The organism is Selenomonas sp. WCT3, from assembly GCA_900100835.1.
In the GTDB taxonomy this organism is placed as follows: domain Bacteria; phylum Bacillota; class Negativicutes; order Selenomonadales; family Selenomonadaceae; genus Selenomonas_A; species Selenomonas_A ruminantium_E.
In genome coordinates this window covers 91872-113618 of sequence record FNCM01000006.1, presented here as the reverse complement: position 1 = coordinate 113618, position 21747 = coordinate 91872, and the positions used below count along the sequence as shown (strand labels likewise).

Sequence of the window (21747 nt, the reverse complement as noted above, 5' to 3'; positions counted from 1 at the left end):
AGCGTGCAGACGTGTTTTTTTGATAGGAATGAGGTGTGGGAATGGAACAGGAAATGAGAGTGGGAAGGATTGGGCTTGCCGGGGAGACGAATATTAGCCGGGAAAAGGCTGCCGGGACAAGTGCCTTTAAGGAGTTGTTTTCGGATTTGGTGGCGGAAAGGCTGGGTAAGATTCCCGAGACACTCGAAACGATGGAGGCCGTCGATAAAGAACTGAAGGAACTTCGGGCCCAGCGAGAGTTTACGGAAACCGTTAAGCATATTCTCCCTGATGGCAGTATCCGCATATCGGAATATAAGCAAGGCCACTTGGAAGCCTGCTACATTCAAAAGCCGAAACTTCGTGCGGTGGCCGATAGGACGAAGCCTATCCCTAGGGCGGCGGATGGTTCGCTTTTGACCAGTCAGCAGGAAATGAAACTGGAACCGCGCCGTAATATCTTAGAGGAGTGAGTTTGCTTTTCTGCGTGACAGCAGGCGTGACTTTTGCGCTTGGATATGCTATGATAGGAAAAATGTTTAATACAACGAAGATAGTAGGGCGAGAAATCGCTACGGTAAGGACATCCATAATCCGGCAGTTTTCGGATTATGGATGTTTTTTTTGAGGAGGAATGCTATTTTATGACAGAAGAATTATTTACCAGGATGCCTCGACCTTTGCAATAGATGAGAAAAACTCCTGAAGCGTTTTTAGCCTCAGGAGTTTTTCTCATCTGATTTTCTTTAGTCGTTAGTTTTCCACTTCAACCAGTTCGATTTTAAAGTTTAATTCTTTGCCAGCCATTTCGTGATTGGCATCGAAGGTAATGGTGGTTTCGGTCTTTTCGGTTACGGTTACGGGGACCGGCTGGCCATAGGCATTTTGCAGGGCAACCTTCTGTCCGACTTCGAGTCCTTCGGCCCCTGGCAATTGAGCGATTTCCATCGTGATGATGTTTTCATCGGATGGCATGCCATAGGCCTCTTCGGGCATCAGATGGATGTCTTTGCTTTCGCCAACGGCCATGTCTTTGACGGCATCGTCAAACCCTTTTATCATCATGCCGGCACCGCAGACAAATTCCAGTGGCTCGCCACGGTCGTAGGAGGAATCGAATTTCGTTCCATCGTTAAGGGTACCGGTGTAGTGTACTTTTACTTTTTTGTTATCGTTGCTCATTGTGTAACTCCATTCTATGTTCGTAATAGGAATAGTATAGCATAAAAGGTATTAGGAATTCAGCAGCTGTGTTTTTAATTCCCGATAGCGGCGGGTGTAGTAGGGGCCGTTCTGGGCTTCCCGGTGGTCAAAGCCATAGGCGCGGCGGCTGATGGCAAGAATCGGCGGGGCCTGGATGCGCTTGGCAATGGCCATGCCGCAGAAGAGATTCCACCAGCGCTCGAGGTCCTCGATGAAGTCTTTAGCTGTCGGGAAATATTTGGCAACAAGACCTGGCTGGCAGCCAAGGTTTTCTTCCACGGTGCCAGCGGCATACCATTCGAGAATATCCTGGGGAGCAGCCTTTTCCCACCGCTCGATGAAGGAACGGAACAGGAAGTCATGATAGGGGTATTTGAGGGGGTCACCCTTGCCTTCGTCGACATTTTGCGCGTTGGAAAGCTCGGCACTGGGCACGATGTCGATGATGCCTTGGGGCACCACCTCGCGGCCATAAACTTCTTCGTTCATATAATAGGCCAGCGCGTAGACTTGATGTTTCCAAAGGTCCGCTAGGGCGGCAAGGAAGCCTGACTGGTCGCCGTAAAGGGTGGAGTAGCCAACGGTGGTCTCAGCCTTGTTGGCATTGCAGGTAAAGCCGCCGCCAAAGGCTGCTGCGGCACCGGCCAGGACTCTTGCACTGCGGTCCCGGGCCTGGATGTTTTCGGTGACAAAGGAGGAAACGGAAAGATTGCTCTTGGTGCCATCCGCCAGATAGGTCATGGGGGTGTGTTCAAGCTGGTCAATGGTATGGTCAACCGATTGCTGAATGGGGACAATCATGTACTGGCAGCCAAGATTATTGGCCAGCTGCTGGGAAAGCCCTTTGGTGGTCTCCGAGTTGAAGACGCTGGGCATGTTGACCAGCAGCAGATTTTCCGGTCCGATTACCTTGGCATAGAGGGCAGCGGCAACGGCGGAGTCAATGCCACCGGAGATGCCGATGACCACCTTTTTCATATGGATGTTTTCGAGGAAGCGTTTAATGCCGTAGTGAAGCGCCCGGTAAATATGGGCGATGTCTTTTTCCTCGGATTGGTCAATTGGTTTTGACTGGTCAAGGGCGTGAAGGTCAATGATGTGGAGGTCTTCGGTGTACTCCGGGGAAACGGCGCAAACATCGCCCTTGGCGTTGTAGGCCGTACTTGACCCGTCAAAGGTGTAGATGGTTTTGCCGTTGTTCTGAAGGCCGATGGCATTGACGTAGAAAAGCGGTACGCCGGCATCTTTTGCCTGGGCACCAAATACTCGATTGCGCTTGTCGTTTTTGCCCAGAGTATAGGGCGAGGCCGAGATGTTGACAAAGAAGTCTGGCTTATGATGGCGGCGCAGCATCTCAATGGGTTCCATCTCATAATTGTCGCTCCAGCCGTCTTCGCAAAGCAGGCAGCCGACGCGATAGTGACGGTCTTTGATTTTCAGCGTCACAGGCGAGAGCAGCTGATCGGGGGTGGTGCCCAGTTCCCGGGCCAGTTTCTGCAGGCTGAAGAAATGACGGGTGTCATCAAATTCCCGGTAGTTTGGCATTAAGGTTTTGATGACATAGGGATAGGGCATGTTGTCGGGCTGAATCAGTTTGCCATCCCGAGCAGTGAAGAGAGCGTTGTATTTGCGTACCCGGCCATCGTTGTTCTTTTTTGACCAGTCAACGGCAATGTTGCCAAACATTACCGTTATGCCCGTTGATGCGTTGATGATGTCCTGGCCATAGTCTTCGCAGTCTTTCAGAAAGGAAGACTGCTCCCAGGTATCTCCTAAGAGATACCCAGGAACGGCCATTTCGGGAAAGATGATGAGGTCGACGCTTTGTTTCTTGGCCGCTGCTATCATCGACAGAATTTTGGCGGTGTTTTGGTCCGGATGGCCAGGGATGACTTCCATCTGGCCCATAGCGATTTTTAACAAGGGTAGAACACTCCTTAGATTATTACACAAATTGGTAAATATTTGTGTAATAAATGGTAAAATGTAAGCTTTAAAAGAAAAACGTGTTTTCTTGAGTGACAATCTTATATTTTCTATAGGATTCGCTCATAATATATGATATAATAAACTTCGAATACAGTCTAGAACTATATTTATGACGCAAAAGATAACAAAAGTCCGAAGTAAATTGGTTTGCTATCTGTATAGAAGCAAGTGGAAAAGAAAGAGGCGGTTGATTTGAAGTATAGCAGTACGAGAGGCAATGGCGTAAAACTCGATTCCGCGCAGGCGATTATCCAGGGCCTCGCTACTGATGGTGGTTTGTTTGTACCGGATAGCTTGCCAAAGGTTGATGGGGCCTTTATTGCCGCTCTGCAGAACCTTACCTACGAGGAGCGGGCTGCAAAAGTTCTCGGTTTGTTTCTGACCGACTATACGACAGAAGAAGTGAATGGATGCGTGACCCGTGCTTATGGCATGGGGAAGTTTGATGCTGCCATGCGCGCTCCGGTTAAGATTTTTGACGATATGGGGGTGCTGGAGCTCTGGCATGGTCCCACCAGTGCCTTTAAGGATATGGCCTTGCAGCTGCTGCCACAGCTTATGAGCACAGCCCTTAAAAAGACGGGGGAAACGGATGAGGTCTTGATTCTCGTGGCTACGTCTGGCGATACGGGGAAGGCCGCGCTTGAAGGGTTTCGGGATGTCGATCAGATTAAGATTATGGTCTTCTACCCAGAAGGTGGCGTCAGCCGTATCCAACAGTTGCAGATGCTCACGCAGGAGGGCCGCAATGTCAATGTAACGGCAGTCCGCGGCAATTTTGATGATGCGCAGAGTGGTGTCAAGGAAATCTTTAGCGACAAGTCCTTTGCCAAGGAGTTGGAGACTAAGGGGGTTAAGCTTTCTTCGGCAAATTCCATCAACTGGGGGCGTTTGGTACCACAGATTGTCTATTATTTCAGTGCGTATGCAGATTTGGTGAAAGCTGGCAAGATCGAGGCCGGTGAGGCGATAAACTTCACGGTGCCGACTGGCAATTTTGGCGATATCCTGGCAGGATTTTATGCAAAATGCATGGGGCTTCCTGTTCATAAGTTGATTTGTGCCTCTAACGCGAATAACGTGTTGACAGATTTCTTGCGTACGGGAGTCTACGACCGCAATCGCGATTTCTATAAGACCATTACCCCATCGATGGATATTTTGATTTCCAGCAATCTCGAGCGCCTCCTGTTCCATCTGACGGAAGACACCGGAAAGGTTGCTGGCTGGATGAAGAATCTAGCCGTGTCCGGCCGTTATGAGGTCGGTGGAGAGCTGTTGCAGAAAATCCAACAGACCTTCTGGGCGGATTGGACGGGAGATGACGATACGAAAGAATTAATTGGCCGTGTCTATGCCGATAAACACTATGTGCCGGATACGCATACGGCAGTTGCTTGGAAAGTGGCCGAAAACTACCAACAGGTAACAAAAGACCGTCATTACATGGTCATTGCATCGACGGCAAGCCCGTATAAATTCAATGGCAGCGTTTTGGAAGCTCTTCAGGTTGAGACGACAGGGCTTGATGAGTTTGCAATGCTCGATAAATTGCAAGAACTCAATGACGACCCAACACCGCAGGGACTGGCATCGTTGCGCAAGAAGCCTTTGTTGCACAAGGATGTCTGTGCGGTAACGGCGATGAAACAGGCTGTCCTTGATTTTGCTGCAAGATAATCAAAAATAGCCGAAATCGGTAGTAAAACGCCAAAAATTTACGGAAAATCGATTTTTTATAAAACACAACGGAAACAATAAATGTTTTTGTTGTGTTTTATTTTATTCTTTAGTTTTGACAAATAATTGTGATAAATAAAAATTTAAAGCTTTTGGTAAATAAATAGTTGACATTTATGGAAAAATAAGCTAATATAATACTCGTGACAGGGCATATGAAAAATTATGACAAAGTCACTCAATTATTTAAACAATTTATGAAAGAGGTTGAATGTAAAATGGCAAACATCGATCTTAGTCAGTATGGAATCACGGGCGCAACGGAAATCATCCACAATCCGTCTTACAAAACCTTGTTCGCAGAGGAAACGAAGGCTGGTCTCGAAGGCTTCGAGGTTGGTCAGGTTTCGGAACTGGGTGCAGTAAACGTTAAGACGGGTATCTTCACGGGCCGTTCCCCAAAAGATAAATACATCGTTGATGATGCTACGGCACATGATACGGTATGGTGGGATTCGGAAGAATACCACAACGACAACCATCGTCTGTCCGAAGAGAATTGGGATGTTCTCAAAGAAATCGCCAAGAAAGAGCTCTCCAACAAGAAACTCTATGTTGTTGATGCTTTCTGCGGCGCTAACAAAGATACGCGCATGGCTGTACGTTTCATCGTGGAAGTTGCTTGGCAGGCTCATTTCGTTACGAACATGTTCGTAAAACCGACGGCTGAGGAACTGGAAAACTTCAAACCGGATTTCGTTGTTTACAACGCTTCTAAGGCTAAAGTTGAAAACTACAAAGAGCTGGGCCTCCATTCGGAGACGGCTGTTGCCTTCAATCTCACGAAACGTGAGCAGGTTATCATCAACACCTGGTATGGCGGTGAGATGAAGAAGGGTATGTTCTCCATGATGAACTACTTCCTCCCGCTCAAAGGCATTGCTGCTATGCACTGCTCCGCTAATACGGATAAACAGGGCCAGAACACGGCTATCTTCTTCGGCCTCTCCGGCACGGGTAAAACGACGCTGTCCACGGATCCGAAACGTCTCCTCATCGGTGATGACGAGCACGGCTGGGATGATGAAGGTATCTTCAACTTCGAAGGCGGTTGCTATGCAAAGGTTATCAATCTGGATATGGAATCGGAGCCGGATATCTATGGCGCCATCAAACGCAACGCTCTGCTTGAGAACGTAACCCTTGACGACAAAGGCAACATCGACTTTGCGGATAAGAGCATCACGGAGAACACGCGTGTATCTTACCCAATCGACCACATCAAGAGCACGGTTAAAGGCTTCGTTAACGACCGCAGTGCTGCTCCGGCCGCTAAGAGCGTTATCTTCCTTTCCGCTGATGCATTCGGCGTACTGCCGCCGGTTTCCATTCTGACTCCGGAGCAGACGAAGTACTACTTCCTGTCCGGCTTCACGGCTAAACTGGCTGGTACGGAGCGCGGCATCACGGAGCCGACGCCGACATTCTCCGCTTGCTTCGGGCAGGCATTCCTCGAACTCCATCCGACGAAATATGCTGAGGAGCTCGTTAAGAAGATGGAAGCTAATGGCACGAAAGCATATCTGGTCAACACGGGCTGGAATGGTTCTGGCAAACGTATCTCCATCAAAGATACCCGTGGCATTATCGATGCTATCCATAGCGGCGCTATCAAGAAAGCACCGACCAAGAAAATCCCGATGTTCAATTTGGAAGTTCCGACGGAACTCGAGGGCGTAGATACGAATATCCTCGACCCGAAAGATACCTATAAAGATGCTGCTGAGTGGGAAGCAAAAGCTAAAGACCTCGCTGAGCGCTTCATCAAGAACTTCAAGAAATATGAGACGAATGAAGCTGGTAAGGCCCTCGTCGCTGCTGGCCCACAGCTCTGATTCATTCTCTTACACACATCTTCACCTAATGAAAAAGGAGTCAGGTTTTGACTCCTTTTTTAATTTTTCTCATCGAATTGCAACAATAGTATGGTATAGTAATACTCGTATAAGTTCGAAGGAGATGATTGTTTGAAGTTAGTGAGGATAGTGCTGGGAGGAATCCTAATGCTGGCGGCCCATGTCTTTCTGATTGGCAGTGTGGAGGCTGCTAAGGGGAAACTGGTCTTTATTCCTCATGATACGCGGCCCATATCCTGTGAAGAGACTGCGGATGTGGCGCGTGCGGCTGGCTACGAAGTCATTGTTCCACCGCGAAACCTTTTGAGCGATGGTGTGGATAAACCGGGAAATCCAGAAAAACTTTGGGAGTGGGCCGAGCAGAATGTAAAAAATGCCGATGGGGCGATGTTTTCCTCGGATTCCATGATATACGGCGGCTTGGTACCATCGAGAAATCATGAATTATCCGAGCAGGCGTTGGCTAAGCGGGTAAAGCGCTTTGAAACCCTGCGGCAGGAGAATCCCAAACTGAACCTCTATGTGTTCAGCTCGGTGATGCGCACCCCGCGCAGCGGCCTTTATTCCGGCAATGCCGAACCGGCTTATTATCAGCATTATGGCGCGGATATCTTTCAGGCTACGACTTATGCGGATAAAGAAGAGATGCAGAGGTTAGAGCCCATCGAGAAAAAGGCCATGGAGCTTCATGAACAGGCTGTGCCGGCAAAGGTCTGGAAGGACTGGCGCGAAAGGCGCGAGAAGAACGTCAAGGTAAATGAACAGCTGATTGACCTTACCCGCAAGGGTATTATCAGTTACTTGGTGGTGGGCAAAGACGACAATGCCCATTTTTCCCAGACTCATCGCGAGGGCCGGAACCTGGAACAATACGGGAAGGATATTCCTAGCACGCGCTTCCAGGTGCTAGCTGGTATCGATGAATTCGGAGCGTTGCTGTTAAGCCGGGCCATTAACGATTTGGAAAAACAGATTCCCTTTATTTACGTCCAATATAATGAAGGAAAAGGGGGAGCTACGATTCCGGGCTATTCCGATACCCCCATCGATGAGACCATTCGCCAGTCGGTTCGCACCGCTGGCGGCATGGTGGTGAACAGTCCCAAGCGGGCCGATTTTATCCTGCTGGTAAATACCAATGCCGATGGCCGAACTGGTGAGGCGAATCAGATTACTGCAGTGGGCGATGGCATTGCCAACGATGGCCGCGACCGTGGAACGACGAAATATTTTGTCCAGCTGATTCAGAAAAATCTCAGTTATGGAACGGCTGTAGGGGTTGCCGATATTGCCTTTGCCAACGGTGCCGACAATGCGCTGATGCAGGCTCTTCATGGTGAGAATCTGCTCTATAAGCTTCGGGCCTATGGCGGCTGGAATACCCCCACTAATACCACGGGCTTTGTTATTGCCACGGGCCTGCTCTCAGGGCGCATGACCGACGATGATGCGGATCGTCTGCTGACCCGGCGTTATGTCGAGGACTGGGGCTATCAGTCGGTGGTTCGCACCCAGGTGGGCAAGAGTATTGCTGGTTTCCGCCGTTGGGATGTCTACAGCAATATGGGGAATATGGAACCGGGAATTGTCAGTCGGATTAATATCCTGATGCGGGAATTTGCCATCAAGAATCTGCCCCCTTATGAGGGGCTGGATACCATGGAGGTAACCCTTCCTTGGCATCGCATGTTTGAAGCGGATTTTAACTACTAAGCAAACGACAAAAAGGATGTATCGAAGACGCAAGAGCGTTTCGATACATCCTTTTTTTTAAGAAAGCATAGTTTGAATGGCGGCGGCTACGCCGTTATGAAGATTGTCTTTGGTAATATGGGCAGCGGCTTCTTTGAGTTTGGCGACACCGTTTTCCATGGCCGTGGCGTTTGAGGGGAAGGCCTCAAACATGGAAAGGTCATTGGTGCCATCGCCTAAAACAAGCACTTCCTCTTCGGCGATGCCAAGGCTTTTGGTCAGAACCTTTAGGGTGTTGCCCTTGGTGGCAGCGGCATCGTTGATTTCGATATTGGTGCGGAAGCTGGCGGAGATGGCAAGATTTGGTACTTCGTTTTCTAACCGCTCAGCCAGCGCGGCCAACCGGCCGGGAGCACGGCTGAAGGTGATGAATTTGGCGATGTTTATATCGCTTTGCCAGAATTCGTGGAAGTCCTTTATATATTGAAGTTTTTTGAAGTGGGGATTTTTAAGGGACCAGAGAAAATTTTTCAAGAAATTGGTGCCGGGGCGAACTTCCCGCATGCGATCTAAAAGGCCGCGATAGGTTTTCATCCGGGAGTTGGCACTAAAATGGCCCTGGTCGGTGTAGATTTCCAGATTGAAGTGCTGGAACTGGGTGATGATTTCGTATATCTTTTGACTTCGCTGATGGTCGATGTAGGCAGAGTGAAGCAGTTGATGGTCAGGAGCATGAAGCTCGGCACCGTTCATCGTTAGATAGTAGGGGGCAAGACCATAGCTTTCGATGAAAGCTTGGACATCGGCCATAATGCGGCCGGTGGCTATGACAAATTTTATTCCCTGCTGCTGGGCAGCGCGGATAGCGGCGATGTTTTCCGGTGATATCTGATGGTTGCCGTCAAGCAGGGTACCATCCATATCGGTAGCAATTAATCGAATCATTTGAACCCTCCTGTCGTTATTATTATAAAGACAGGGAGCATGGATAGCAAGGTATTGCACAGGTTTTGCCATTGTGGGAAAAGATGGTTTTTGGTAGAATGAAAGAGTACAAACGAATGTTTTAGGTGATGACATTGAAACTGACAGATTCCATTCAATATGTGAGGGGCGTTGGACCGAAAAAGAAGGCGGAACTCAATCGTCTGGGGATTCGCACCGTTTATGATTTGCTGACCTGGTTTCCGCGAACATATGAGGACCAAAGCGTCCTAACGAAAATTGGGGCGTTAAAGCCCGGAGAGCGTGAGACCGTTGCTGGCGTTATTATGAATGTAACCGAGCGGCAGGCGGGACGCCGGGGGATGACGATATTGACGGCGCTTATTGGCGATGGCACAGGATTCTTGCAGGTGACCTGGTTTAATCAGAAATTCCTCAAGAAAAAACTGGTGACCGGCAAGCGGGTCTTTGTGACGGGCAAGGCGGAGTACGCCTATGGCGGCCGAGGCCAGTTTGCCATGAGCCAGTTATCGGGGTTTCAGATTTTAGAGGACGAAGAAAGTCCCGAGGCGATGTGTGGGATTTTACCCGTTTATCCAGCCACCGATAAATTGCCACAAAAATTTTTCCGCAAGATTATCGCCGGGCTTTGGCAGGAAGACTTCGATCTGCCGGAAGTGATTCCAGAAGGAATCCGGGAACGTTTCCATTTGCTGGCGCGCCGGGAGGCCTTTTATAAGATTCACTTTCCCAGAGATTTTGCCGAATTAAAGGCGGCGCGCAACCGGCTGGCCTTTGAGGAACTCTACTTGATTCAGTGTGGCCTTATGGTCCTAAAGAAACAGTCCCGGGAAAAGAAAAAGGGAATCCGCCATTTGCTAAACAGTGAACTGGTGCGAAAACTCGAGGACAACCTGCCCTTTACCCTTACGGAGGATCAGTCCAAGGTGTGGCAGGAAATATGCCGGGATATGGAAAGCCCGATTCCCATGCGGCGCCTGGTGCAGGGGGATGTGGGCTCTGGCAAAACCGTAGTGGCCATGTTGTCCCTAGTTAAGACTGTGGAAAATGGGTATCAAGGAGCGCTGATGGCTCCTACGGAGATTTTGGCCAGCCAGCACTATGAGGGCTTTTGCCGCCAGTTAGAGCCTTTAGGCATCCGCATTGGGTTCCTTTCGGGGCGGCTTACCAAGAAAAAACGGGAAGCGATGTATGGAGCCATTGAAAATCACGAGCTCGATATCGTTATTGGAACCCATGCCTTAATTCAGGAGGGGGTTCATTTCTCAAAGCTTGGTTTGGTGGTAACCGATGAGCAGCATCGGTTTGGCATCGCCCAGCGGGCCGAATTGGAGAAAAAGGGAAGTCTTATGCCGGATGTGTTGGTCATGACAGCAACGCCAATTCCGCGGACGATGACGCTTACGGTTTATGGCGATTTGGATGTATCCCTTATCAAGCAGCTGCCGCCAGGACGTCAGCCAATCCGCACTTTCGTGCGCCGCCCGGATCGCCGGGAACTCATATATCAATATGTATTGTCGCAGCTTCAAGCGGGACGGCAGGCGTATGTGGTTTGTCCGCTTATCGAGATGAATGAGGAAAGTCCGCTGCCGTCAGCTGAGGAAATCTATGATGAATTGCGGTATGGTATTTTTCGCGATGTGCCGGTGGGCTTGGTTCATGGCCGGATGAAGCCGGCAGAAAAAGAACAAGTCATGCAGGATTTTTATGACGACAAGATAAAATTGCTGGTATCTACGACGGTTATCGAAGTCGGGGTTAATGTACCCAATGCCAGTATTATGGTCGTCGAGAATGCGGAGCGATTTGGGTTAGCGCAGCTGCATCAGTTGCGCGGGCGTATCGGTCGTGGGAAATATCAGTCCTTCTGCATTCTGGTCTCGGAGATGAAAACCGAAAATGCCAAGGAGCGCCTAGGTATTATGGCAGAAACTACCGATGGTTTTAAACTGGCGGAGGAAGACCTGAAGCTTCGTGGCCCAGGGCAATTTTTCGGTTCCATGCAGCATGGCCTGCCAGATTTGAAGATTGCTGATGTTCTAAAGGATATGGATATCCTGTTGTCAGCCCGTAGGGCAGCGATGGAAACCATGGAAAATAGGGAAGATGTCCGTTTTGTTTTGCCGGTTTTGGCGTTGCAGTATCAACAGCAATTTCTTAATATTACGGATACATGATACATTTTAAGGTAGAAATCCGTCTTTTTGTCGCGAACATCTTGACATAATTGGCGGACATGATATACAATATACACATCTTTTGTGCGTAAAAATTTCTAGGAGGCGCATAGCTTGACTACAGTATTCGTTAATGGTGCCTGTGGACGTATGGGACAGGCGGTTCTCAAAGCAGTTCAGGAAGATAAAGACTTGACGCTGGTGGGGGCATGTGACATTCATGGTGGTGCCGATACGGGAACCCTCGTTGGTTTGCCGGCTAGTGGTGTGTTGGTGGAAACCGACCTTGCTGCTGCTTTGGAACGTCTTCAGCCGGAGGTCATGATTGATTTTACCCGTCCGGATGTCGTTTATGATAATGTTATGACGGCACTTCGTCATAAGGTATCGCCGGTAGTCGGTACCACGGGGCTTTCGGAGGAGCAGAAAGGCGAAATCCGCAAGGCGGCGGAAGAAAATAACACTCCGGCATTTATTGCACCGAATTTTGCCATTGGTGCAGTTTTGCTGATGGTTCTTTCCAAACAGGCGGCAAAATACATGCCGGATGTAGAGATTATTGAACTCCATCATGACAACAAGCTCGATGCTCCATCGGGAACTGCCATCCAGACGGCGGCAATGATTGCCGAAGTCCGGGCAGAACACAAACAGGGTCATCCTGAAGAGAAGGAAAAACTCAGCGGGGCGCGTGGCGCTGACTATGAAGGCATGCATATCCATAGCGTTCGTCTGCCGGGGTACGTGGCTCATCAGGAAGTCATTTTTGGCGGATTGGGGCAGACGCTTACCATTCGTCATGATTCGTTGAATCGCGAATCTTTTATGCCGGGAGTTTGCCTGGCAGCGAAGAAAGTTCGTGGATTGAGCGGACTTACGATTGGCTTGGACCAGCTGCTTGAATTCTAAATAGTTGAAATAAACATCGAAAGGAAGAATTTACATGAAAAAATACAATGTTGCCATTCTGGGTGCTACGGGTGCCGTTGGCCAGGAATTCCTCAATCTTATTGAAGAACGTAACTTCCCCTTTGCTAATCTCAAAATGTTGGCGTCAAAGCGCAGTGCTGGTAAGAAAATCCAGTTCATGGGCAAAGAGTATACAGTTGAGGAGACAACGGAAAATTCTTTCGAAGGTGTTGATATCGCTTTGTTTGCTGGTGGCGGTGCCAGCAAGGTTTTTGCGAAACCGGCAGTAGATGCAGGTGCAGTAGTTATCGATAATTCCAGTGCCTTTCGCATGGATCCGGAAGTTCCCTTGGTCGTTCCGGAAGTCAATCCGGAGGCAATTGCCAAACATAAGGGGATTATTGCCAACCCGAACTGCTCGACAATCATCATGCTGATGGCACTCAAACCGCTTTATGATGTTTCGAAAATCAAGCGTGTGGTGGTTTCCACCTATCAGGCAGTATCTGGCGGCGGCAAAGAGGCTATGGCTGAGCTTGAGCAGCAGGTGGACGACATCGTAAACGGCCGCGAGGTAACGGCCAATATTCTGCCGGGAGCAGCGCTTAAAAAGCATTATCAGATTGCGTTTAACCTTATCCCGCAGATTGATGTATTCCAGGACAACCTCTACACGAAAGAGGAAATGAAGATGGTCAACGAGACGAAGAAAATTCTCGATGACCCGGACATTCGCGTTACGGCTACGACGATTCGTGTACCGGTATATCGCAGCCATGCGGAGTCGGTCAACATTGAGTTCGAGGAGGAAGTCAGCGTCGAAGCTGCCCGCAAGGCAATCAATGCTTTCCCAGGAGCTGTGGTGAATGATAATCCGGATGAGCAGGAATATCCAATGCCGCTTTTCACGTCAGGGAAGGATGACGTCGAGGTAGGACGCATCCGCAAGGACTATTCCTGTGAGAATGCCTTGAATCTTTGGTGCTGTGGCGATCAGATTCGTAAGGGGGCAGCTCTCAATGCGCTGCAGATTGCTGAATACATGATTGCACATGATATGATTAAAAAATAAGCTTTCCATAATTGCAGAGCAAATACCGTTTGTCGACGATAGGACAAACGGTATTTTTTTGAATATGATATACTGTGATATGGCAAAGGAAAGAGGTTGATAGATTTGAAAGAAGAGCAGTACATCAAAGGGCTTTATGAGGAAGCCCTCAATCAGGCGGTGGATTATTCGTTTGATGAGGAACAGCAGGAAGTGGCGGCAATCCATCGTTATTATGCGGAACGGATTGGCAGTATTCTTGATATCCCAGAGGCGGAAACCGAGGCGTGTATCAAGAAATTAGCGCAAAAAAATGACAAGTCAAAAATTGACTTGTCAAATAAGCCGGAAACGCGGTTGCGTTTAGAAGTTGATCGCATTATTGATGGGGCAGTAGTTTTTTCTGAAGATGAATACCAGCGCTTGCTGGAAAAATTAGCAGAATTTCATGAGCTGATGGATTCTCCTATGTATGATGTTCTGCAGCAGACAGCTTGGCAGATCCTACAGGCACTACATCCACAGCTCGATATGTATGAGTTAGAAGGTCTTTTGATGGAAGATCTTCAGCGGGTTATGGGGTTACAGCAAAACGACATATTGTTGTGACCCTATTTCTTGGTCGATTCTATCCAATGAATGCGGGGACGCCGGTTTTTTTTCTTCGCGTCTTCTTCCTGCATTTTTTTATCGTTGGCGCGGTCGTTGCATTCTTTGATAGCCTTGTTTAGTCGGCCGATACATTTGGAACAATAAACGCCCCGGTTGATTGGCTTGCCGCAGCGGCTGCAGGGGTAGAGGTACTTGATGCCGTCGGTATAAAACTGTCCGCGCTGTACCATTTGGGTTACGAGCTTTACGTCCGTTCCGGTTTCATCGCAAATCTCTTTGACGGTGGAGTGAGGATATTTACGGACGTATTCAATGACACGTTTTTCCGTCTCACGTGTTTCTTCGTAGCACTTCGAACATGACCCTAGGCCGGTATCCATAAACAAGCGGCCGCATAGTGGGCAGTTATGCAAATGTGGTTTTCTGGTTTTATTCATGATAGAGACACCGTCCTTCCCTGGCATCCTTGCGGATAGAAAATCTTATTTATTCTATTATATCATGAATTTTTAGAATATGATATAAATAAAATAATTTTGCTGGAGTTTATGGTCCTGTTTCAGAAAAATTTTAGGAAAATATGGCAAGAGTATGATACAATAGTAAATGCGAAAACATATTCGGGAGGTATTCAGATATGGTAAGCGAAGAAACTATGATGTTTAAATTCGGCAATGATGAGAACAAAGCCGAGACGATTATCCGCAACGTTTGCAAGGCAATGGAGGAGAAGGGCTATAATCCCATCAATCAGCTCGTTGGCTATCTGCTTTCCGGTGATCCGGCTTATGTGACGAGCCATAATGATGCCCGCAGTCAGATTCGCAAGCTAGAACGCGATGAATTGCTAGAAGAGTTGGTACGTGCTTATTTGGAGAAAAAAGATAAATGAAACGATATATGTCGCTAGATATTGGTGACCGGACAATTGGCATTGCTGTTAGTGATTTGCTGGGCCTTACGGCGCAGGGGGTTGAGACAATTCGCCGTCGCAAAGAGGAAGATGACTTAAAGCGGTTAGGGGAGCTCATGGAACAGTACGAGACCAAGTCGCTTGTCTCGGGGCTGCCCAAGAATATGGATGGCTCAGAGGGCGAACGCTGCAACATTGTGAAGGAATTTATGGCAAAGGTACAGGAGGCCTATCCTGAGGTGGAGGTTACCTTTTGGGATGAGCGCCTTTCTACGGTGGCGGCTTCCCGGTCTCTGATTGAAGCGGATGTTTCTCGCAAGAAGCGCAAGAAGGTCATTGATAAGATGGCGGCAGTTTTTATCCTGCAGGGATACTTGGACAGCCTCCGTTAAGGGGAGTAATGCTTGACAAGATTTCTGGTAATAGGCTAAAATGCTAAGAGATAATTTTATTTTGAGAGGTGATTTCTATGGCAGATAAAGAGATGAATGAAGAGAACATGGTTGTCGTTATGACGGACGATCAGGGCAATGAATATTACTACGAGGAAGAGATGATCATTCCAGTAGGTGATGAAAAATACGCACTGCTCATCGGTTTGCATAACGAAGAGGATGAACACGACCACAGCTGTGGCTGCGGTTGCGGTTGCGACGATGAAGACGTCCTGATTGCGAAAATCGTTGTGGGTGAGGACGGCGAAGAAGAATATATTGAGCCGACGGACGAAGAGTTCGAAGCGGTTCAGAAGGCCTATGACGCTTTGTGTGACGAAGCTGAGCAGGACTAATCCTGTTAGAGGGCTGCCATCCAGTCGGGTATGGCAGCTTTTTCGTATTTTATGAGGAATGGGGAGATTACTGTGTGGGATAAGTTCAAGGGCCGGCAGGAGAGCGTGCAGAAGTGGTTGTCGGACCATGAAGACAGTTGGGATTGGCTGACGGATAAATTGGCTGCGGCAAGTGACACGATGACTTGGAAACGCTGGGCAGTAGCAGCGGTGCTGGTACTGTTAGTTTTCGTAGGAGTTTGTACGGCCATCTTCTGCAGTAGTTCTACCCCGCGGGCGTCGATTTCTGCGGATCAGCCGATTTATGTTTCAGTAAAACCGGGAATGAGTGCCAGTGATATTGGGGATGAATTGGTAAAGCATGGTGTCCTGGAAAGTAAGTTTTCCTTTTGGTGGAAGGTGAAGACCAGTGATGTGGCCAGCCATTTTAAGTCTGGCGTATATGCCATGAAGCCGAATATGTCGGCGGAGGAAGTGCTGCACAAGCTGGTTTCCGGGGATACCACCGTAGTGAAGTTCACGATTCCGGAAGGGTTTGGGGTCAAAGAAATCGCCAAGCGGCTAGCCGATGAGGGGCTGGTGGATGAGCAGGAATTTTTAGCGAAAGCGAAAAAATACGCGCCTTATGATTATATCGAGCGCAAGGAAGATATTCGCTATGCCTGCGAGGGATTTCTTTTTCCTGATACCTATGAACTCCATGAAGACCCTACGCCGGAATCCATCATGAAGATGATGGCTGAGGATTTTGATACCCGTTTGACGCCGGAGCTTCGCGCCCGGGCTCGGGAGATGAATCTTTCGATTTTTGATCTTATCACCCTGGCATCGTTGGTGGAAAAAGAGGCCCTTTACGCCGAGGACCGGCCGATTATTGCTCAGGTGTTTTTTAAGCGGCTGAAGATTGGCATGCCACTGCAATCGGACACGACCTTGCAGTATTTGCTGGATGCCCCCAAAGAGGATGTATCGATTAAGGATACGAAAATCGAATCGCCCTATAATACTTATCTGCATCGCGGACTGCCACCAGGACCCATCGCCAGCCCGGGCATGGCGGCCATTAAGGCGGTGCTCTATCCGGCGGATACCGATTATTTGTATTTCGTAGCAGACCGCAAAGGTCACAATCACTATTCGACGAATTATGCAGACCATCAGGTTATCGTCAATCAAGTGCGTTGATGAGGCAAAGGCAGGAGTAAGTTTTGAAAGATATGGAATTGCTGTTCCGGGAAATGGAACAATATGCCGCGGAAAATCATGTGCCCATAATCAATGAGCGGGGGCGCAAGGCCTTTTTGCAGGTGGTGCGGGAACAGAAACCCCATCGCGTGCTGGAAATCGGCATGGCGATTGGTTATTCTACCCTGCAGATTGCCGCAAACAGTGCCGAGGATGTAACCATCACAACCATGGAACTCAGTGAAGAGCGGGTGAATACAGCCCGCTCTTATATTGCCCGTTCCCCTTATGCCGACCGCATCCGCATTCTTAGCGGTGATGCCGGGGAACTGTTAACGGGAGAAGCCGCTAAGGATGCTCCCTTTGATTTCGTTTTCATCGATGCGGCCAAGGGGCAGTATGTGGACTATTTCCACAAAATTGAGCCCCTGCTGGCGGATTCGGCGGTTATCTTAGCCGATAACGTTCTGTTTCGGGGGTATGTGTGCTCGGAGGAGAAACCGCCGCGGCGCTATAAGACCATCGTGAAGCGACTGCGTGAGTATCTTGAGCTGGTGACGAAGCGGCCAGGATATTCCACGAAAATTATGGAAAACGGCGATGGGCTGGCGGTTACGCGGCGGAAAAAAGATACGTTTTAAGTTTTTTAGGAGGAATCCTTTTATGATAAAAAAGCCTGAGCTGTTAGCGCCGGCGGGAAATCTGGAAAAAATGAAGATGGCAATCCTTTACGGAGCGGATGCTGTCTATCTGGGGGGCAAAGCCTTTGGCCTTCGGGCCTTTGGCGGCAACTTCAGCCGTGAAGAATTGAAGGAAGCCGTGGAATTTGCTCATGAACGAAACCGCAAGGTGTATGTGACAGTCAACATCTTTCCCCATAATGGGGATCTTATCGGTCTGCCGGATTATCTGAAGTATCTGGCAGCGATTAAGGTCGATGCCCTGCTGGTGGCTGATCTTGGCGTCTTTATGATGTGCCGGGAACTCATTCCGGAGATGGAGCTTCACATCAGCACGCAGGCGAACAATACAAACTGGGCGACGGTTAATGCCTGGAAGAAGCTTGGGGCCAAGCGCGTGGTGCTGGCCCGGGAGATGTCTCTAGCTGAAGTGCGGGAAATCCGTGAGAAGTGCGATGTGGATTTGGAAATGTTCATGCATGGTGCCATGTGTATTTCCTATTCGGGACGTTGCCTGTTGTCGAATTATTTCACCGGCCGGGATTCGAACCGCGGCAGTTGTGCACAATCCTGCCGTTGGAAATACGCGCTGGTGGAGGAAACTCGCCCAGGGCAGTATTTCCCCATCGAGGAAGATGAGCGTGGTACGTATATCATGAATTCCAAAGATATGTGTTTGATGCCGAATATTCGTGATGTAATCGAGAGTGGTGTTGACAGTCTGAAAATCGAAGGCCGCATGAAAAGCGTTCATTATGCGGCTAGTGTGGTCAAAGCTTACCGGCTGGCTATTGATGCCTATTTCGATGACCCGGAGCATTTTACTGTCAAACAGGAATGGCTGGAGGAATTGGAAAAAGTTTCTCACCGGACATATACGACGGGATTCTATTATCATCAGCCGACAGCGGAGGATCAGATTTATGGCAAGACGTCCTACGACCAGACGTCGGATTTCGTCGGTTTAGTCCGTTCCTATGATGAAGCAACGGGCTGGGCGGTAGTAGAGCAACGTAATAATATGAAGCTGGGGCAGGAAATTGAAGTCTTTCAGCCAACGGGGCCGCTTTATCGTCAGGTAATCACTGCTATGAAGAACGAGGATGGTGAGGATATTGAGGTGGCGCCGCATCCTCAGATGATTCTGCGCATGAAGATGGAACAGCCGGTGGAACCTTATACGATTTTGCGCCGGGATGTAACAAATGCACGGTAATGTTTCACATTTTTGAATTTTTATTGTAAAGTTGAATAAGTTTATGATATGATGAAGTAGATGTTGTTTATACTATGAAAAAATTGGAAAGTGGTGTTGATTTTGGCTATTCGTTATTTTGGTACCGCTGCCGGCCGCGTTCAGGGCGTCGGCTTTCGTATGTTTGTTCAACAGCATGCTATGGATCTTCATGTTACCGGCTGGATAAGAAACATGGAGGATGGAACCGTCCAGATGGAACTGCAGGGCGAACCTGAAGCCATCGATAAACTGGAAGGTTTCATCAGGGAAGGCAATTACTTCATCAAGGTGGAAAGCTTCAGTCTCGAAGAACGGCCGGTGGTCGAGGGCGAGAAGCGTTTTGATGTTCGCTATTAAAACGGACAGGAGGATGTTAGATGGCAAAAGTTCTTGTGCTCAATGGCCCGAATCTCAATCTTTTGGGGACGCGTGAGCCGGAAATTTATGGCAGTACGACGCTGAAGGATATCGAACGAATGATGGCTGCGCGTGCGCAGGAAGCTGGAATTACGATTGACTTTTATCAGTCTAATCATGAAGGCTGTCTTGTCGATAAGGTGCAGGAAGCCAATCATCATTACGATTACATCATTTTTAATGCGGCTGCTTTTACGCATTACAGCATTGCGTTGCGCGATGCGATTGCCGCTATTGATGTCCCGCTTATCGAGGTTCACATATCCAATATCCATCAGCGGGAAGAGTTCCGCCACAATTCGGTGTTGGCTCCTGTGGCCATGGGGCAGATATGCGGGCTCGGCATCGAAAGCTATATGGCGGCGTTAGAGGCCATTATTTACAAATTGAAAAAGTAAGACCTTAGCCTTTCTCTAAGGAGGAGGGCTACTTTTATTGTTGGGAGTTGACGTTTATGAAAGAGAGTCGTTTAGAGGCAATCCGTGCCCTTATGGAAGAAAATGGCTTGGATGCGATAGTGGTAACAAAATATGTGAATTTGCATTACTTTAGCGGCTTCCGTGGCGATGACACCACGCTGGTCATCAGCCGGGATAAGGCCATGCTCATCACCGATAACCGTTATACGGAGCAAGCTAGCCAGCAGGCGCCGCTGTTTGAGATTGTGGAACAAAAGGATGGTTTGTGGAAAAAAACAGCGGAATGCGTGAAAAAGGCCGGGGCCAAGAAAGCCGGCTTTGAAGGCAATGCTCTGATTTATGCTGACTTTGTGACTTTGACGAATCTTTTAGCTGGTGTGGAATTTACCACAGCGGTCACCCTCGATACCCTTCGCCAGATAAAAGACGCCGAGGAAATCAGCTATATCCGCAAGGCTTGTGAAATTGCCGATATTGGTTTTAAGGATATTTTGACTTACGTGCGGCCGGGTATGACCGAGGTACAGGTGGCGGCTCATTTAGAAAACTGCATGCGCGAAAATGGTTCGGAAGGCCCGTCCTTTACGACGATTATGGCCTCAGGACTTCGCGGCGTTCTGCCCCATGGCATCGCTACGGAGAAAGTCATCGAAGAGGGCGATTTCTTGACCATGGACTACGGTGCTATTTACGCCGGTTATGATTCGGACATCACCCGTACCATTTGTGTGGGGCAGGCCGACGAAAAACAGCGCCGCATTTATGAGGCCGTACTGGAATCCCAGAAGCTGGCGTTGGATTTGATTAAGCCTGGTGTTTCTGGCAAGGCCGTTCACGTTGCCGTACAGGATAATCTGGCTAAGTATGACTTGAAACAGTATTTTGGTCATGGTCTGGGGCACAGCCTGGGTTTGGAAATCCACGAAGAGCCGCGCATGTCGCCAAAAAAAGATTATATCCTGCAGAAAAACATGTTGATTACCGATGAGCCGGGAGTCTATATTCCGGAGTGGGGTGGTCTGCGCATTGAGGACACTGTGCTGGTCACGGAAACGGGCTGCGAGCCACTGACTAAATCCAGCAAAGAACTCATCGAAGTGGGCTGATTCCAGAAGAAGATGGCCAGGAACCCTTTTCAAAAAGCTGAAAATATGCTATTATAGATTCGTTACATTGAAATTAATGCCGTGAAGGCAATATATTGGAGGGCGTAAGTTAATGATTAATAGTACTGATTTCCGCACGGGTCTCACGATTGAGATTGATGGTGGCGTATGGCAGATTGTTGATTTCCAGCATGTAAAACCGGGTAAAGGCGCTGCTTTCGTTCGCACGAAAATCAAGAACGTTGAGACGGGTGCTGTTGTTGAGCGCACGTTCAACCCGAATGAGAAAATGCCGGCAGCACATCTTGAGACCCAGAACATGCAGTTCCTCTATGAGGCAGATGGCATGTACACGTTCATGAACACGGAAACGTACGAGCAGGTTGAGCTGAACAAAGAGCAGCTGGGTGATGCCCTGAACTACCTGATGGAGAATATGGAAGTATCCATCCAGATGTTCAAAGGCCGCATCATCGGCATTCAGCTCCCGAACTCCGTTAACCTCAAGGTTATTGAGTGCGAGCCGAGCGTTAAAGGCAACACGGCAACGGGGGCTACGAAGATGGCAAAAGTTGAGACGGGCTATGAGGTTCGTGTTCCGCTGTTCATCAACGAAGGCGAAGTTCTTCGCATCGATACCCGTACGGGCAACTACATCGAGCGTGCTTGATTCTGTTGGGATTTGATGCTTTGGACTGCCGCATCATGGAAAAATGGTGCGGCAGTTTTTTGATGATTTTTTCGTAATTATTTCCGGGTTGGCAGGAATCCCATGGCTGTTTCGCGAAAATATTATTATGTATAAATATTCGAGTAAGAGCAT

General features: G+C 48.7%; 22 protein-coding genes. 18 read left to right on the top strand and 4 right to left on the bottom strand.

All coding sequences use genetic code 11. From position 1 onward, the window contains the following. Positions 1 to 41 precede the first annotated feature (41 nt). The gene (locus tag BLQ36_RS07350) at positions 42 to 452 is read left to right on the top strand and encodes a hypothetical protein (protein WP_033169371.1); all 411 of its coding nucleotides are present in this window, start codon (positions 42 to 44) and stop codon (positions 450 to 452) included. 280 nt (positions 453 to 732) lie between these two features. On the opposite strand, the gene BLQ36_RS07345 is transcribed toward BLQ36_RS07350, so the two are convergent. Both BLQ36_RS07345 and nadE read right to left on the bottom strand, forming a co-directional pair. Continuing rightward, positions 733 to 1161 (bottom strand): FKBP-type peptidyl-prolyl cis-trans isomerase, encoded by a 429-nt coding sequence (locus BLQ36_RS07345; RefSeq protein WP_074514962.1) that lies wholly within the window; start codon positions 1159 to 1161, stop codon positions 733 to 735. Between the two features lie 51 nt (positions 1162 to 1212). Continuing rightward, the gene (nadE, locus tag BLQ36_RS07340; RefSeq protein ID WP_074514960.1) at positions 1213 to 3105 is read right to left on the bottom strand and encodes an NAD(+) synthase; all 1893 of its coding nucleotides are present in this window, start codon (positions 3103 to 3105) and stop codon (positions 1213 to 1215) included. A gap of 258 nt (positions 3106 to 3363) precedes the next feature. On the opposite strand from nadE, the gene thrC reads away from it, so the two are divergent. The 3 genes from thrC (at position 3364) to BLQ36_RS07325 (ending at position 8480) form a co-directional block, all read left to right on the top strand. Continuing rightward, entirely contained in the window at positions 3364 to 4851 is a 1488-nt protein-coding gene (gene thrC, locus BLQ36_RS07335; RefSeq protein WP_074514959.1) for a threonine synthase, read from the top strand. 278 nt (positions 4852 to 5129) lie between these two features. After that, positions 5130 to 6746: a phosphoenolpyruvate carboxykinase (ATP) gene (pckA, locus tag BLQ36_RS07330; RefSeq protein WP_074514957.1), complete on the top strand. Its 1617-nt coding sequence runs from the start codon at positions 5130 to 5132 to the stop codon at positions 6744 to 6746. Positions 6747 to 6887: 141 nt separating this feature from the next. Next, complete coding sequence (locus BLQ36_RS07325; protein ID WP_318260950.1) at positions 6888 to 8480, top strand: DUF4127 family protein; 1593 nt, start codon at positions 6888 to 6890, stop codon at positions 8478 to 8480. Positions 8481 to 8537: 57 nt separating this feature from the next. Here BLQ36_RS07325 and BLQ36_RS07320 read toward each other — a convergent pair whose 3' ends face one another. Continuing rightward, entirely contained in the window at positions 8538 to 9404 is an 867-nt protein-coding gene (locus BLQ36_RS07320; RefSeq protein WP_074514955.1) for a Cof-type HAD-IIB family hydrolase, read from the bottom strand. 134 nt (positions 9405 to 9538) lie between these two features. Between BLQ36_RS07320 and recG the strand changes: the two genes are divergently transcribed. The 4 genes from recG (at position 9539) to BLQ36_RS07300 (ending at position 14174) form a co-directional block, all read left to right on the top strand. Then, complete coding sequence (recG, locus tag BLQ36_RS07315) at positions 9539 to 11605, top strand: ATP-dependent DNA helicase RecG (protein ID WP_074515033.1); 2067 nt, start codon at positions 9539 to 9541, stop codon at positions 11603 to 11605. Between the two features lie 114 nt (positions 11606 to 11719). Further along, a complete protein-coding gene (gene dapB, locus BLQ36_RS07310; RefSeq protein ID WP_033169378.1) occupies positions 11720 to 12514 on the top strand; it encodes a 4-hydroxy-tetrahydrodipicolinate reductase in 795 nt (264 codons plus the stop codon). Positions 12515 to 12548: 34 nt separating this feature from the next. Continuing rightward, entirely contained in the window at positions 12549 to 13586 is a 1038-nt protein-coding gene (locus BLQ36_RS07305; RefSeq protein ID WP_074514953.1) for an aspartate-semialdehyde dehydrogenase, read from the top strand. A 105-nt stretch (positions 13587 to 13691) separates the two neighbouring features. Continuing rightward, on the top strand, positions 13692 to 14174 hold the full coding sequence (locus BLQ36_RS07300; RefSeq protein ID WP_074514952.1) for a hypothetical protein: 483 nt from the start codon (positions 13692 to 13694) through the stop codon (positions 14172 to 14174). A 2-nt stretch (positions 14175 to 14176) separates the two neighbouring features. Here BLQ36_RS07300 and BLQ36_RS07295 read toward each other — a convergent pair whose 3' ends face one another. Beyond that, a complete protein-coding gene (locus BLQ36_RS07295; protein WP_074514950.1) occupies positions 14177 to 14614 on the bottom strand; it encodes a hypothetical protein in 438 nt (145 codons plus the stop codon). 200 nt (positions 14615 to 14814) lie between these two features. Between BLQ36_RS07295 and BLQ36_RS07290 the strand changes: the two genes are divergently transcribed. From BLQ36_RS07290 to efp, 10 genes are all read left to right on the top strand, one after another. Beyond that, entirely contained in the window at positions 14815 to 15069 is a 255-nt protein-coding gene (locus BLQ36_RS07290; RefSeq protein ID WP_074514949.1) for an IreB family regulatory phosphoprotein, read from the top strand. Then, the gene (gene ruvX, locus BLQ36_RS07285; protein WP_180364840.1) at positions 15066 to 15482 is read left to right on the top strand and encodes a Holliday junction resolvase RuvX; all 417 of its coding nucleotides are present in this window, start codon (positions 15066 to 15068) and stop codon (positions 15480 to 15482) included. The genes BLQ36_RS07290 and ruvX overlap by 4 nt, the downstream gene beginning before the upstream one ends. 77 nt (positions 15483 to 15559) lie before the next feature. After that, positions 15560 to 15880: a DUF1292 domain-containing protein gene (locus BLQ36_RS07280; protein WP_074514947.1), complete on the top strand. Its 321-nt coding sequence runs from the start codon at positions 15560 to 15562 to the stop codon at positions 15878 to 15880. Positions 15881 to 15952: 72 nt separating this feature from the next. Beyond that, positions 15953 to 17065 (top strand): endolytic transglycosylase MltG, encoded by a 1113-nt coding sequence (gene mltG / locus BLQ36_RS07275; RefSeq protein WP_318260943.1) that lies wholly within the window; start codon positions 15953 to 15955, stop codon positions 17063 to 17065. A 32-nt stretch (positions 17066 to 17097) separates the two neighbouring features. After that, positions 17098 to 17706: an O-methyltransferase gene (locus BLQ36_RS07270; RefSeq protein WP_074515030.1), complete on the top strand. Its 609-nt coding sequence runs from the start codon at positions 17098 to 17100 to the stop codon at positions 17704 to 17706. Positions 17707 to 17728: 22 nt separating this feature from the next. Next, the gene (locus tag BLQ36_RS07265) at positions 17729 to 18961 is read left to right on the top strand and encodes a peptidase U32 family protein (RefSeq protein ID WP_074514946.1); all 1233 of its coding nucleotides are present in this window, start codon (positions 17729 to 17731) and stop codon (positions 18959 to 18961) included. A gap of 96 nt (positions 18962 to 19057) precedes the next feature. Continuing rightward, the gene (locus BLQ36_RS07260) at positions 19058 to 19339 is read left to right on the top strand and encodes an acylphosphatase (protein ID WP_074514944.1); all 282 of its coding nucleotides are present in this window, start codon (positions 19058 to 19060) and stop codon (positions 19337 to 19339) included. A 20-nt stretch (positions 19340 to 19359) separates the two neighbouring features. Next, positions 19360 to 19797: a type II 3-dehydroquinate dehydratase gene (gene aroQ / locus BLQ36_RS07255; RefSeq protein ID WP_074514943.1), complete on the top strand. Its 438-nt coding sequence runs from the start codon at positions 19360 to 19362 to the stop codon at positions 19795 to 19797. A 56-nt stretch (positions 19798 to 19853) separates the two neighbouring features. Next, complete coding sequence (locus tag BLQ36_RS07250; RefSeq protein ID WP_074514942.1) at positions 19854 to 20924, top strand: M24 family metallopeptidase; 1071 nt, start codon at positions 19854 to 19856, stop codon at positions 20922 to 20924. A 112-nt stretch (positions 20925 to 21036) separates the two neighbouring features. Continuing rightward, entirely contained in the window at positions 21037 to 21594 is a 558-nt protein-coding gene (gene efp / locus BLQ36_RS07245) for an elongation factor P (RefSeq protein ID WP_033169387.1), read from the top strand. Positions 21595 to 21747 lie beyond the last annotated feature (153 nt).

Bases quoted from the DNA above. Each gene is read 5' to 3' on its own strand.
- BLQ36_RS07350 (WP_033169371.1), top strand. From the start codon at position 42: ATGGAACAGGAAATGAGAGTGGGAAGGATTGGGCTTGCCGGGGAGACG.
- BLQ36_RS07345 (WP_074514962.1), bottom strand. From the start codon at position 1,161: ATGAGCAACGATAACAAAAAAGTAAAAGTACACTACACCGGTACCCTT.
- pckA (WP_074514957.1), top strand. From the start codon at position 5,130: ATGGCAAACATCGATCTTAGTCAGTATGGAATCACGGGCGCAACGGAA.
- BLQ36_RS07320 (WP_074514955.1), bottom strand. From the start codon at position 9,404: ATGATTCGATTAATTGCTACCGATATGGATGGTACCCTGCTTGACGGC.
- BLQ36_RS07305 (WP_074514953.1), top strand. From the start codon at position 12,549: ATGAAAAAATACAATGTTGCCATTCTGGGTGCTACGGGTGCCGTTGGC.
- BLQ36_RS07295 (WP_074514950.1), bottom strand. From the start codon at position 14,614: ATGAATAAAACCAGAAAACCACATTTGCATAACTGCCCACTATGCGGC.
- BLQ36_RS07290 (WP_074514949.1), top strand. From the start codon at position 14,815: ATGGTAAGCGAAGAAACTATGATGTTTAAATTCGGCAATGATGAGAAC.
- ruvX (WP_180364840.1), top strand. From the start codon at position 15,066: ATGAAACGATATATGTCGCTAGATATTGGTGACCGGACAATTGGCATT.
- BLQ36_RS07280 (WP_074514947.1), top strand. From the start codon at position 15,560: ATGGCAGATAAAGAGATGAATGAAGAGAACATGGTTGTCGTTATGACG.
- BLQ36_RS07270 (WP_074515030.1), top strand. From the start codon at position 17,098: ATGGAATTGCTGTTCCGGGAAATGGAACAATATGCCGCGGAAAATCAT.
- BLQ36_RS07265 (WP_074514946.1), top strand. From the start codon at position 17,729: ATGATAAAAAAGCCTGAGCTGTTAGCGCCGGCGGGAAATCTGGAAAAA.
- aroQ (WP_074514943.1), top strand. From the start codon at position 19,360: ATGGCAAAAGTTCTTGTGCTCAATGGCCCGAATCTCAATCTTTTGGGG.
- BLQ36_RS07250 (WP_074514942.1), top strand. From the start codon at position 19,854: ATGAAAGAGAGTCGTTTAGAGGCAATCCGTGCCCTTATGGAAGAAAAT.
- efp (WP_033169387.1), top strand. From the start codon at position 21,037: ATGATTAATAGTACTGATTTCCGCACGGGTCTCACGATTGAGATTGAT.